The 12,594-nt window shown below is 71.7% G+C and carries 11 protein-coding genes; 8 read left to right on the forward strand and 3 right to left on the reverse strand.

The window, feature by feature from the left end; translation table 11 throughout:
- Nucleotides 1-8 precede the first annotated feature (8 nt).
- Both ACFVS8_RS16925 and ACFVS8_RS16930 read left to right on the forward strand, forming a co-directional pair.
- A complete protein-coding gene (locus tag ACFVS8_RS16925) occupies nt 9-536 on the forward strand; it encodes a hypothetical protein (protein ID WP_387064842.1) in 528 nt (175 codons plus the stop codon).
- A 41-nt stretch (nt 537-577) separates the two neighbouring features.
- A complete protein-coding gene (locus tag ACFVS8_RS16930) occupies nt 578-1,096 on the forward strand; it encodes a GNAT family N-acetyltransferase (protein WP_387064845.1) in 519 nt (172 codons plus the stop codon).
- Nucleotides 1,097-1,111: 15 nt separating this feature from the next.
- On the opposite strand, the gene ACFVS8_RS16935 is transcribed toward ACFVS8_RS16930, so the two are convergent.
- Nucleotides 1,112-2,146: an LLM class flavin-dependent oxidoreductase gene (locus ACFVS8_RS16935; protein ID WP_387064848.1), complete on the reverse strand. Its 1,035-nt coding sequence runs from the start codon at nt 2,144-2,146 to the stop codon at nt 1,112-1,114.
- Between the two features lie 209 nt (nt 2,147-2,355).
- On the opposite strand from ACFVS8_RS16935, the gene ACFVS8_RS16940 reads away from it, so the two are divergent.
- The 4 genes from ACFVS8_RS16940 (at nt 2,356) to ACFVS8_RS16955 (ending at nt 7,249) form a co-directional block, all read left to right on the forward strand.
- A complete protein-coding gene (locus tag ACFVS8_RS16940) occupies nt 2,356-4,524 on the forward strand; it encodes an ATP-dependent Clp protease ATP-binding subunit (RefSeq protein WP_387064850.1) in 2,169 nt (722 codons plus the stop codon).
- Between the two features lie 258 nt (nt 4,525-4,782).
- Nucleotides 4,783-5,241: a YciI family protein gene (locus ACFVS8_RS16945; protein ID WP_387064853.1), complete on the forward strand. Its 459-nt coding sequence runs from the start codon at nt 4,783-4,785 to the stop codon at nt 5,239-5,241.
- 19 nt (nt 5,242-5,260) lie between these two features.
- Entirely contained in the window at nt 5,261-6,604 is a 1,344-nt protein-coding gene (locus ACFVS8_RS16950) for an RNA polymerase sigma factor (protein WP_387064856.1), read from the forward strand.
- Between the two features lie 174 nt (nt 6,605-6,778).
- Complete coding sequence (locus ACFVS8_RS16955; RefSeq protein ID WP_387064859.1) at nt 6,779-7,249, forward strand: aromatic ring-opening dioxygenase LigA; 471 nt, start codon at nt 6,779-6,781, stop codon at nt 7,247-7,249.
- A 74-nt stretch (nt 7,250-7,323) separates the two neighbouring features.
- Here ACFVS8_RS16955 and ACFVS8_RS16960 read toward each other — a convergent pair whose 3' ends face one another.
- Complete coding sequence (locus ACFVS8_RS16960) at nt 7,324-8,592, reverse strand: MFS transporter (RefSeq protein WP_387064862.1); 1,269 nt, start codon at nt 8,590-8,592, stop codon at nt 7,324-7,326.
- Between the two features lie 100 nt (nt 8,593-8,692).
- Between ACFVS8_RS16960 and ACFVS8_RS16965 the strand changes: the two genes are divergently transcribed.
- Nucleotides 8,693-10,249 carry a carboxylesterase/lipase family protein gene (locus tag ACFVS8_RS16965; RefSeq protein WP_387064865.1) on the forward strand — a complete coding sequence of 519 codons (1,557 nt, stop codon included), beginning with the start codon at nt 8,693-8,695 and terminating at the stop codon, nt 10,247-10,249.
- Between the two features lie 23 nt (nt 10,250-10,272).
- Nucleotides 10,273-11,334, forward strand: coding sequence for a zinc-dependent alcohol dehydrogenase family protein (locus tag ACFVS8_RS16970; RefSeq protein ID WP_387064868.1), 1,062 nt, complete (start codon nt 10,273-10,275; stop codon nt 11,332-11,334).
- Nucleotides 11,335-11,364: 30 nt separating this feature from the next.
- On the opposite strand, the gene ACFVS8_RS16975 is transcribed toward ACFVS8_RS16970, so the two are convergent.
- Nucleotides 11,365-12,012, reverse strand: a complete 648-nt coding sequence (locus tag ACFVS8_RS16975; RefSeq protein ID WP_387064871.1) for a DUF2510 domain-containing protein — start codon at nt 12,010-12,012, stop codon at nt 11,365-11,367.
- Nucleotides 12,013-12,594: the final 582 nt, after the last annotated feature.

A 12,594-nucleotide genomic window follows, 5' to 3' on the forward strand; every position in this document is an offset into this window, starting at 1 on the left:
CTGGCGCCATGAGCGAAGAAGCCGAGCCGTCGGGGGCAGGCGCACCCGACCCGCACGTGCTCGGGCCCGGGCTGCTGCCGACGCCCTTCACGGCCGACGAGATCCGCGACGCCACCGGCGCAGGCAAGACGATCCGACTCGTCGTCGAGGGGCCGGGCGACGAGCGCTTCGCGCGGGTCAACCGGTTCGTCGACTGCGACGCCGAGGGCGCGACGCTTCTGCAGTGGCGGCTCGACGAGGGCGGCGGGGTCGACGGCGAGGTCGCGATCGGCCGGGTGACCTGGCGTGAGCTCCAGGGACACGCGGCGTTCCCGGCGGCGACGACCGTGCGCACCTCCGAGGTGCTCGAGCTCGACGGCCTGGGTCGGCTCGACTGCCTCCGCTACGCCGTGCGCGACGACGGCGACCCCGCGGCATCCGCCACGACCTTCTGGTTCGCGCTCGCGCACCCCGGCATGCCCGTGCGCTACGAGGTGCCGACGCCGGCGGGCGTGGTGCGCACGACCGTGACGTCGATCGAACGCCTGGCCGACTGAGCGGGGATCGGGCGGGATCTCCCGGCGGGCAGACTGGGTACGTGCTCCCCGCCCTCGAACTCCCCGCGCCGCTCGGCGCCCCGGCCGCTCCCGACGGCGTGCTGCGCCAGGCCGTGGCGGTCGACGTCGACGCCGTCATCGCCCTGCTCACCGACGACGCCGTCGCCGTGTCGCGCGGGCACGGCGCCGACGCGTTCGCCCGCGACGACTACCTGCGCGGCTTCGAGGCCGTGGCGGCCGACCCGTCGAACGCGATCGTGGTCGCCGAGCTGCCCGGGCACGGCGTGGTCGGCACGATGCAGCTCACGCTCATCCCCGGCATGTCGCGCGGCGGCGCCTCCCGCCTGCTCGTCGAGGCCGTGCGGGTGCGCGCCGACCTGCGCTCGGGCGGCATCGGCGCGGCGATGATGCGATGGGTGACGGATGCCGCCGCCCCGACGCTCGGCGCCGCGCTCGTGCAGTTGACCTCCGACGCCGTGCGCACCGACGCCCACCGCTTCTACGAGCGACTCGGGTTCGAGGGCTCGCACCTCGGGTTCAAGTACCGGGTGCCGCGCTGATCACGCGGCGGCCGGTCAACGGCCGCCGGTCGTCGGTTCCCACCCGAGGCTCGGCGCGACGTGTTCGGCGAACGCCGCGATGAGCCGCAGGTTGAACTGCACGCCCAGCTGACTCGGAATGGTCAGCATGAGGGTGTCGGCCTCGCGTATGGCGGCGTCCTTCAGCAACTGGTCGACGAGCCGGTCGGGGGTGTCGGCGTAGGTCTTGCCGAACGTCGAGCGCATGCCGTCGATCATGCCGACGCCCGAGCTGTCGGCGCGGCCGCCGAAGTACAGCTCGTCTTCGGCGGTCGTGATCGGGAAGATCGATCGGCTGACCGAGGTGCGCGGGTCGCCGGGGTGGCCGGCCTCGCGCCAGGCCTCGCGGAACGCGCGGATCTGCTGCGCCTGGAGCTCGTCGAACGGGATGCCGCGGTCCTCGGTGAGCAGGGTCGACGACATGAGGTTCACGCCCGTGCGCCCGGCCCACTCGGCGGAGTCGCGGTTGCCGGCGCCCCACCAGATGCGCGAGCGGAGGCCCGGCGAGTACGGCTCGATGCGCTGCATGCCCTGGCCGCCGCCGAACGGCGACGACGCGTCGCGCTCCGCGAGGCCCGCGCCTTCGACGGCCTCGAGGAACCGGGCGAAGTGCTCGCGCGCGATGTCGGCGCCGCGCGGGTCGGTCGAGCCCGTGTACCCGAACGCCTCGTAGCCGCGCACGACGCTCTCGGGCGATCCCCGGCTCACGCCGAGCGCGAGCCGGCCGCCCGAGATGAGGTCGACCGCGGCCGCTTCCTCGGCGAGGTGCAGCGGGTTCTCGTACCGCATGTCGATGACGCCGGTGCCGACCTCGATGCCCCGCGTGCGGGCGGCGATGGCCGCGAGCACGGGCATGGGCGACGCCTGCTGGCGGGCGAAGTGGTGCACGCGGAAGTAGGCGCCGTTCACCCCGAGGTCGTCCATGCCCTGTGCGAGGTCGATGGCCTGGAGCATGGAGTCGCCGGCCGAGAGCTCGCGCCCGCCGCCGAGGTGACCGTAGTGGCCGAACGAGAGGGTTCCGAAGCGTTGCATGCCAGAGCCAACGCCGGCCGGCCGGGGTCCATTCCACCGCATGGAAATCGGCGGTGCGCTCGGCCCACTCGGCCCGGGGCGAGTCTGGCGCGCCCCGAGGCATCCGTCTACCGTGAACCGGGGGATGTTTTCGTGCGGCTGCCGGAATACCGTCCCGCTTCGCAAAGTTGAGTTAAGTACACTCAAGTTTGAAACGAAGGGAGTTCTGAGTGGCGAACATGCAGGGTGCGCCGAGCTCGCAGGAGGAGCAGAAGTCGGCGCTCGAACAGTACGGCGTCAACCTCACCGAGATCGCCGCCGCCGGAAAGCTCGACCCGGTCATCGGCCGTGACGCCGAGATCCGACGCGTCAGCCAGGTGCTCACGCGTCGCACCAAGAACAACCCGGTGCTCATCGGCGAGCCCGGCGTCGGCAAGACCGCCGTGGTCGAGGGACTCGCGCAGCGCATCGTCGCCGGCGACGTGGCCGAGTCGCTCAAGGGCAAGCAGCTCATCTCGCTCGACATCTCGGCGCTCGTGGCCGGCGCCATGTACCGCGGCCAGTTCGAGGAGCGACTCAAGGCCGTCTTGAAGGAGATCGACGAGTCCGACGGCGAGGTCATCACCTTCGTCGACGAGCTGCACCTGCTCATGGGTGCGGGCGGCGGCGAGGGCTCCGTCGCGGCGTCGAACATGCTGAAGCCCATGCTCGCGCGCGGCGAACTGCGCCTCATCGGCGCGACCACGCTCGACGAGTACCGCGAGTACATCGAGAAGGATGCCGCGCTCGAACGCCGCTTCCAGCAGGTGTACGTCGGCGAGCCGTCGGTCGAAGACACGGTCGCGATCCTCCGCGGACTCAAGGGCCGCTACGAGGCCCACCACGGAGTGACGATCACCGACGCCGCGCTCGTCGCCGCGGCATCCCTCAGCAATCGCTACATCACGTCGCGCCAGCTGCCCGACAAGGCGATCGACCTCATCGACGAGGCCATGTCGCGCCTCAAAATGGAGATCGACTCGAGCCCGATCGAGATCGACCAGCTCAAGCGCGAGGTCGACCGCATGAAGATCGAGGAGCTCGCACTCAAGAAGGAGAAGGACGACGCGTCGAAGGAGCGGCTCGCGAAGCTGCGCGAGACGCTCGTCGGCAAGGAGCGCGAGCTCGCCGACCTCGAGGCGCGCTGGTCGCGCGAGCGGATGTCGCTGAACCGCGTCGGAGACCTGAAGAAGCAGCTCGACGAGGCCGTCACCGCGCGCGACCGCGCCATGCGCGAGGCCGACTACGCCACGGCGTCGCGACTGGAGTACGAGACGATCGCCCGCCTGCAGCGCGACCTCGTCGAGGCCGAGCGCGCCGAGTCGACGCAGGCCGACGAGCCGCGCATGGTCAACGAGCAGGTCACCGATGAAGACATCGCGGCGGTGATCGCCGCCTGGACGGGCATCCCGGTCGGGCGCCTGCTGCAGGGCGAGACCGAGAAGCTGCTCCACCTCGAGCGCGAGCTCGGCAAGCGCCTCATCGGCCAGAAGCGGGCGGTCGCGGCCGTCGCCGACGCCGTGCGCCGCACCCGCGCGGGCATCAGCGACCCGAACCGTCCGACCGGCTCGTTCCTCTTCCTCGGCCCGACCGGCGTCGGCAAGACCGAGCTCGCCCGCGCGCTCGCCGAGTTCCTCTTCGACGACGAGCACGCCATGGTGCGCATCGACATGTCGGAGTACGGCGAGAAGTTCTCGGTCTCCCGGCTCGTCGGCGCGCCTCCGGGGTACGTGGGCTACGACCAGGGCGGCCAGCTCACCGAGGCCGTGCGGCGACGCCCGTACTCGGTCGTGCTGTTCGACGAGGTCGAGAAGGCCCACCCCGAGGTGTTCGACGTGCTGCTGCAGGTGCTCGACGACGGCCGGCTCACCGACGGGCAGGGCCGAACGGTCGACTTCCGCAACGTCATCATGATCCTCACGTCGAACCTCGGGTCGCAGTACCTCGTCGACCCGACGCTCTCGTGGGAGCAGAAGGAGGACGCGGTCATGCAGGCCGTGCGGCAGTCGTTCAAGCCCGAGTTCGTGAACCGGCTCGACGACCTCGTCGTGTTCTCCGCGCTCAGCGAGGAGGAGCTCGCCGAGATCGTGAACCTCTACGTCGACCGGCTGTCGGCCCGGCTGCACGAGCGTCGGCTCGAGCTCGCCGTCACGCCCGACGCGCGGGCGTGGCTCGCCGAGCGCGGCTACGACCCTCTCTACGGGGCCCGGCCGCTGCGCCGCCTCATGCAGCGCGAGATCGACGACCGCCTGGCGCGGGCGCTGCTCTCGGGCGAGGTGCGCGACGGCGACGCGGTCGTCGTCGGGCTGGATGCCTCGGGCGAGGCGCTGACCGTGGGTCGCGCCGAGCGGGAGCACTAGGCGCGGCATCTCCGAAGGCGGATGCGGCAGCAGGCCGGGCCGCACGCCCGGCCGCACGCCGGATTCCGCACTCCGGCATCCGGCGTGCCGCCTTCCCGATCGTGGCTCTCGTGGCCGTCGAGACGTGATCTGCGACACGATGGGAAGAATTTCGGAGCGGATGTCGATCCGGCGTCCGCTCGTTCGACGCAGGAGTGAGGCGGGCACTTCGCCCCGACCCGAACCGGCCGCACGGCCACATCGAACAAGGAGCACACCGTGAAGTACATGCTGATCATGCGATCCAACGACGCGGCCGTCGAGGCCTACGAGCAGCTCGACTTCGAGCAGGTCATCGCCGCCATGGGCGCGTACAACGAGTCGCTCATCAAGGCGGGCGTCCTGCTCGGCGGCGAGGGACTGGCCGACGCGAAGGAGGGCTTCGTCGTCGACTTCGACGCCACGCCCCCGGTCGTCACCGACGGCCCCTACGGCGAGACCAAGGAGCTCTTCAACGGGTTCTGGATCATCCAGGCCTCGAGCCCCGAAGAGGCCGCGGAGTGGGCCAAGCGCTGCCCGCTCGGGCCGGGCTCGAAGCTCGAGGTGCGTCGCGTCAACGAGCTCGAGGACTTCCCGCAGGACAACGAGTGGATCCAGAAGGAGGCCGGCTGGCGGGCCGACTCCGATGCGGCCATCGCTGAGGCGGCCTCCGCTGCCGCCGAGCGCCACGCCGACTGACCGCCGCGGGGCAGGAACGATGCGAGCGACGGATGCCGCGGGCGCGGCCGGGTCAGCGGACGACGCCGACCCGGCGGCCGCCGACCTGACGGGCGAAGCCGCTGCGACCCGCGCCGCCGACGAGCACGCCCGGCGTGCCCTCGCCGCCGTCTGGCGCATCGAGTCCGCGCGCATCGTCGCGACGCTGACCCGGTTCGTCGGCGACGTGGGAACCGCCGAGGACCTCGCGCAGGAGGCGATGCTCGAGGCGCTGCGCCAGTGGCCGGCCGAGGGCGTGCCGAACAATCCGGGCGCGTGGCTCACGTCGGTCGCGAAACGACGCGCGATCGACGGATGGCGCAGGCGCGAGCGGCTCGACGAACGGTACGCGGCCATGGCGCACGACCTCGAGCAGCAGGGCGACGCGGCATCCGACGTCTTCTGGGACCCCGACACCATCGACGACGACGTGCTGCGCCTGGTCTTCGTCTCGTGCCACCCCGTGCTCTCGCGCGAGGCGCAGATCGCCCTCACCCTGCGCATCGTCGGCGGTCTCACGAGCGACGAGATCGCGCGGGCGTTCCTGGTGCCGACCGCGACGGTGCAGCAGCGCATCGTTCGGGCCAAGAAGACCCTCGCCGCGGCGAACGTGCCGTTCGAGGTGCCCGAACCGCACGAGTACCCGGATCGCCTCGCCTCGGTGCTCCAGGTGCTCTACCTCGTGTTCAACGAGGGGCACGTGCCGGCGGCCGGCGGCGACTGGGTGCGCGCGGATGTCTCGAACGAGGCCTTGCGGCTCGCCCGAGTGGTCGCCGGGCTCATGCCCCGCGAGCCGGAGGCGTGGTCGCTGGTCGCGCTCATGGAGTTCACGGCGGCGAGATTCCCGGCGCGCACGGCGCCCGACGGCTCGGCGATCCCGCTCGACGAGCAGGACCGCGCCAGGTGGGACCGCGCGCAGATCGGCCGTGGCCGAGACGCCATGTCGCGGGCCGACCGCCTCGGCCGGGGCCGCGCCTCCTACGGGCTGCAGGCCGCGATCGCGGAGTGCCATGCGGTCGCTCCCGCGTTCGACGACACCGACTGGCAGCAGATCGTCGTGCTCTACGAGGCGCTCGGCCGCATCGCGCCATCGCCCGTGGTCGACCTGAACCGCGCGGTCGCCGTCGCGATGGCGACCGGCCCGGCCTCGGCGCTGCGCCTCGTCGACGAGCTCGTCGTCGGCGGGCGCCTGGCCGGGTACGCCGGCCTCCCCGCGGTTCGCGGTGAGCTGCTCTCGCGCCTGGGCCGGAACGACGAGGCCCGCGCAGAGCTCCAGGCCGCCGCGCGCCTGACGGGCAACGAACGGGAGCGCGAGAGCCTCCTCGCGAAGGCCGCGAAGCTGTAGCCACCGGCCGACGACAGCGGGCCCAGCCCGGCATGACCGGCCCGGCCCGGCCCGGCACCTCGCGCCGGGCCGACCCACGACCCCCGACTTCCCGACCGGCCCGCGCGAGTTCCCCGCGCAGCGGGCCATCTGCCCGATACGGTGGAGCCACACGTCGGCTTTCGGGGGGATGCGATGACTGAGAATTTCGAGACCGGTGGCGCGGTGCTGAACCGCACGCAGGTGAACGTGGTGCGGTTGACGGGGCTCGCCGGCATCATCGGCGGCATCCTGCTCATCGTCGTCGCGATCGTGGCCTGGGCGTCGGTCTCCAGCCAGTTGGCCGCCGAGAAGATCGTGATCCCCGACGATGCCCCGATCCTCGCGGGGCAGACCGTCAACGGCCCGATCGACGCGTTCGTGCAGGCCGGCGTCATCGCCATGCACGCCGAGGAGATCGGCGGTGGCAAGACCTACGCCGAGCTCGACCAGGACGACCCGGTGCGCACGACGGTCATGAACGCGTCGTTCCTGCGGGCATCCCTGTTCACGTCGGTCGTCGCGTTCGGCGTCGCGCTGTTCGCCGGCGCAGTCGGCGCCATGTTCGTACTCTTCGGGTGGTCGCTGCGCACGATCGTGCCCCCACTGCCCAAGACCGCCAAATAGCGCCCGGGGGCCAACCGACCCGGCGTCAGTCGACCGACCGACCCACCATCGCCAGGTCGACCGGCGTCCCGCCGTCAGTCGACCGCGGGCTGCGGTTCGACGATGCCGTTCACGGCGGGCGTGATGCGGCGCTCGAGCGCGAGGGCCATGACGCCGATGCCGAGGCATCCGACGACCATCAGTCCGATGTAGACCGCCTCGAGGCCGTGGTCGAGCAGCAGGCCCGCGGCGATCGGGCCCGCGATCGCGCCGCCCTGGAACGCGGCCGAGTTGATCGCGTTGTAGCGGCCGCGGTTGTGGTCTGAGGCGAGGTCGTTGTAGACCGCGGGCACCGTGGGCTGCAGCAGGGTCTCGCCGAACGCGAAGACGCCCATGAAGGCGAGCACGCCGATCGCGGCGGCCACCGTGTCTGGCACGAGGCCGGTCGAGCCGAGCAGCAGCCACGACGCCGCCCAGACGAGCGCCATGACCCACATGACGCGCGTGCGCCGACGGCCGGAGATCCACCGCAGCACGGCGAACTGGAAGAGCACGATCACGAGCGTGTTGACGGCGAACGCGAATCCGATGGTGCGCGTGGAGACCTCGGCGAACTGGCGGGCGAACGCCGGGAACCCGCCCTCCATCTGCCCGTAGCCCACGAACATCGCGACGAAGGTCAGTAGGGTGACCCAGATCACCGCGGGCCGCCGGATGATCTGCAGGTAGCCGCTCGACTCGACGGTCTCGCCGTCGGCGGGAGGCTCCGCCTGCGTGCGCACGTGCCGCAGCGGGCCGAGCAGCAGCGCCATCGGGATGAGGCAGCTGACCGCGTCGACCAGGAAGATCACGGTGAACGTCTCGGGCGCCTCGACGTTCACGTAGAAGCCGCCGATGACGCCGCCGACGCCGATGCCGAGGTTCAGCAGCGCGAAGTTGATGCCGAAGTACTGCTGCCGCAGGTCGCCGCTCACGATGCTCGCGATGAGGGCGTTGAAGCCGGGCCACGAGACGCCGAAGTTGACGCCGATCAGGATCAGGCCGAGGGCGGCGACGGCCGGGTGCGTGGCGAACGCGAGCAGCGTGCAGCCGACGATCATGGCGACCAGGCCGATGATCAGGATGCGCCGTGCGCCGTACCGGTCGATCAGGCTGCCGCCCGGCCCGGTGACGATGAGTCCGACGACCGCGATGAGCCCCATGAGCGTGCCCGAGAGTGCGAGGTCGAACCCGCGCACCTCGTGCAGGTAGATGATCGTGAACGGCAGGGTCAGACCGCGACCGAGCGTCTGGATCGCGACGGTCGAGAGCAGCCATCGCCCTTCGGTGGGCAGGGCTCGCCAGAAGTCGCGGATTCCGTTCACCCGTGCATCCTGCCGCATCCCACGGACATCGGCATCGGCGTCGTCGGCGCCCGGGCCGTTGAAGCCCCGGGCGTTCACCGGCGGCGGGTATGCTCCCCGCATGCTCGTGGGGGGTGGCGTCCGCATCGACGACCTCGTCGTCGACACCGACCGCGGAGCCGTGCGCGGCGTCCGCCGACGCGGCCTGCGCATGTGGCGGGGCATCCCGTACGCCGCCTCGACCGAGGGCGCGGGCCGGTTCCGCGCACCCTCGCCGCGAGCGGGCTGGGGCCACGTGCTCGACGCCGCCGACTTCGGACCGGTCGCGCCGCAGAACCGCCGCGGCCAGTTCATCGGCGCCCACCCGAGGCTCGCCCGCAGCGAGGACTGCCTGCGCATCAACGTCACGGCGCCGGATGCCGCGGGCGGGCCCCTGCGGCCCGTCATGGTGTTCGTGCACGGCGGCGCGTACAGCGTCGGATCCTCCGACGAGTACCCGCGGCAGGGCGAGTGCCTCGTGCGGCGGCACGGTGTCGTCTACGTGAGCCTGAACTACCGGCTCGGCGCGCTCGGGTGGCTGGACTTCCGCGCCTACGCCGGCCCGCGGCATCCGTTCGAGGTCAATGTGGGGCTGCGCGACCAGGTGGCCGCGCTCGAGTGGATCCGCCGCAACATCGCGGCCTTCGGCGGCGACCCCGACCGGGTCACCCTGTTCGGGGAGTCGTCGGGCGCGAACTCGGTCACGACCCTCATGGCGGTGCCGGCGGCCGGGGGCCTCTTCTCGCGGGCCATCGCGCAGAGCTCGCCCGCCAATGCGGTCTACCTGCCCGAGGTCGCCGCGCACTGGGCGACCGAGTACGTCGGCGTGCTCAGCCGCCTGGTCGACGACGACGACCTCGAGAGCGAGTCGGGCGAGGATGCCGCGGCGATGCTGCTCGCGGCGAGCCCGAGCGTGCTCGCCGACGCGACGACCAGGCTGGCGCAGCGCACGCCCGACGAGAACCCCGGCACCATCAGCCTGGCGCCCGTGATCGACGGGGAGTTCCTCCCGGTGCGCCCGCTCGACGCGTTCCGCGACGGCACCGCGCACCGCATCCCGCTCCTCATCGGCACGAACGACCGCGAGGGGTCGCTGTTCGTGGGGCGCATCAGCATCCTGCCGACCACGAAACCGCGCATCCGGGCCATCTTCGCGAACACGCGCAAGAAGTCGCGCAAGGCCATCAAGCGCCAGTACCCCGGCCTGCCCGAGCGCCGGCCCGCGGCAGACTTCGCGGGCGACTTCACCTTCTGGTTCCCGACCGTGAAGGTCGCCGAGCGGCACTCCCGGTACGCGCCGGTGTCGTTCTACCGGTTCGATGCGGCCCCTCGGATGCCGCGCCTCATGGGCCTCGACGCGACGCACGGCCTCGAGCTGTTCGCCCTGTTCGAGAAGTTCGACACGCTGACGGGCGTCGGCCTGACGCTGCTCGGCGGGCGACGGCTGTACCGCTCGGTCGGGCGCCGGATGCAGGCGCACTGGACCTCGTTCGCAGCCGCCGGCGCGCCGTCCGAGGGCTGGCCGCGCTACGACGAGCGGATGCGGCGCACCCTCGTCTTCGACGCCGTCGACCGGATCGAGGCCGACCCCCGTCGCGAGAAGCGGCTCGCCTGGCAGGAGTTCGTGCCGCACGTCTGAGGCGTCGCGCGTAGGCTCGGAGCATGCTCGCCACCGTGATCCACGCCGTCCGGGACATCCGCGTCGAGACCGTGCCGGACCCCGTGCTCTCGACCGGAGGCGATGCCATCGTGCGCGTGGTGGCCGCCTGCGTGTGCGGCTCCGACCTCTGGCCGTACCGCGGGGTGACGCCCACCGACGCGCCGCACCGCATCGGGCACGAGTTCGTGGGCGTCGTCGAGGCCGTCGGCGACGACGTCACCCTGATCGAGGTGGGCGACTTCGTCATCGCGCCGTTCTACGTCTGCGACAACACCTGCGTGAACTGCCGCAACGGCGTCAGCACCTCGTGCCTGAACGGCGGATGGTGGGGCAGCGACGACCGCCAGGGCGCGTTCGCCGATGCCGGCCAGGGCGAGCGCGTTCGCGTGCCGCTGGCCGACGGCACGCTCGTGCCGGTCGATGCCGAGGTCACCGCCGACATGGTGCCCGGCCTCCTGACCCTCAGCGACGTGATGGGCACCGGCCACCACGCGGCGGTCTCGGCCGGCGTGCAGCCCGGCGACTCCGTGGTCGTCGTCGGCGACGGCGCGGTCGGCCTCTGCGCGATCATCGCCGCCAAGCGCCTCGGCGCCGGCACGATCATCGCGATGTCGAGGCACGCCGACCGGCAGGAGCTCGCCCGCGTGTTCGGCGCGACGCACGTCGTCGCCGAGCGCGGCGACGAGGGGGTCGCCGCCGTCAAGGAGCTCACGGGCGGCATCGGCGCCGACCGCGTGCTCGAGTGCGTCGGAACCAAGGAGTCGATGGACCAGGCGATCCGCTCGGCGCGCCCCGGGGGCATGGTCGGCTACGTGGGCGTGCCGAACGGCGGCCCCGAGCTGCCGGTGCGGCCGTTGTTCAACCGCAACGTCGGCGTCAACGGCGGCGTCGCGCCGGTGCGCGGATACATCGAGGAACTGCTGCCCGACGTGCTCTCGGGTGCGATCGAGCCCGGGCGCGTCTTCGACCTCGCGCTGCCGCTCGCCGACGCGGCCGAGGCCTATGCCGCGATGGACGAGCGCCGCGCGATCAAGGTCATGCTCCAGCCTGCGCCGATCGCCTGACCTGCCGCGCGCCGTTCGCCTGACGTCGGCCTAGAGCGCTCCGGCGTACGTGCCCGCGTACTCCATCGTCGCCTGCACGAACTGCGCGGTCATCACGATGGCCCACACCATCATCGCGATGAACAGCGCGACGCTCGTCCAGATGGCCACGTGCATGGGTGCCGTGCCGCGCCCGGCCTGCCGCCGCACGACGACCGAGCGCCCGATCACGTAGACCAGGCTCGACAGGAACGCCCACGCCCAGTGGAACTGCCGGCCGAACCCGCGGCGCCTGAGCTCCGCCCGGTCGAGTGCGGCGAACCAGACGCCCAGGCCGTACGCCGACCAGCTCAACGCGAGCGTGCCGAGGTACCAGGGATCGAGGTACATGCGGACCTGCGCGAGCGGATCGGTGATCGAGTCGATCAGGTACCCGGTCAGGTCGAGGCCGAGGAGCGGCAACGTCGCCAGCACCGGCAGGACGATGATCAGCCAGATCCACGGGGTCGACGTCGGAGTGTCCGCCGGCACCTGCTCGGCGACGAGGTGCTCGCCGTACGGACGGAGCGTCGTCGCGCCCGGCGCGGAGTGCTCGGTCCAGGCGGCGCCGTCCCACCAGCGCTGCGCGGGTGCGCCGCTCGGGTCGGGATACCAGCCGGCTGGTGCGGTCGCGGGCACAGGGGCGAGTTCGTTCGTCATCGGGCTCCTCGTCGGGTTGGCTGAATGCTAACGGCGGCCGGTGGCCCGAGGCGAGCGGATGCCGGTGGCCGGCGTCGCAGCTCCCGTCGCCGTGGCGGCCGCCACCCGTGCCCGGGGCCCTGGTTTCGGGGTGCGACAGCCCGCTCTTCCCGCGCCGGACCTGCCGGCGACGCGTCGCCGACAGCCCCGCCGTCCCAGTCCTTGACCAACCGGCGACACATCGCCCGTTACCGAGCGGACGCCCGTGCACCGCTGGTCTCTTGGGGTGCGACACGCCCGGGGTGTGGGGTGGATTTGTGTGGGGTGGGGTGGGGTGCGTATGTTTGTCCTTGTCGCCGCGGCGGTCTGGTCTTCGGGCCGGGTGGTCGGGTGCGGTTCTAGCCAAATAACCTCGAAGGCGCAGGAATGCGACTCGGTGATTTCAAGTCTAGGATTGATCCTTCTTCCACATGTTTCTCTCAGCTGGTTTCCGGTTCGAGTGGGTGTGTGTGGTGGTATGGTTGACAGGTTGCCCTGAATGAGGGCCCGGCTTGGTTCGGGTGATTGTTTGGGTGCGTCCGTTTCTTGAGAACTCAACAGCGT

The organism is Agromyces sp. NPDC058110, from assembly GCF_042884735.1.
GTDB lineage: Bacteria > Actinomycetota > Actinomycetes > Actinomycetales > Microbacteriaceae > Agromyces.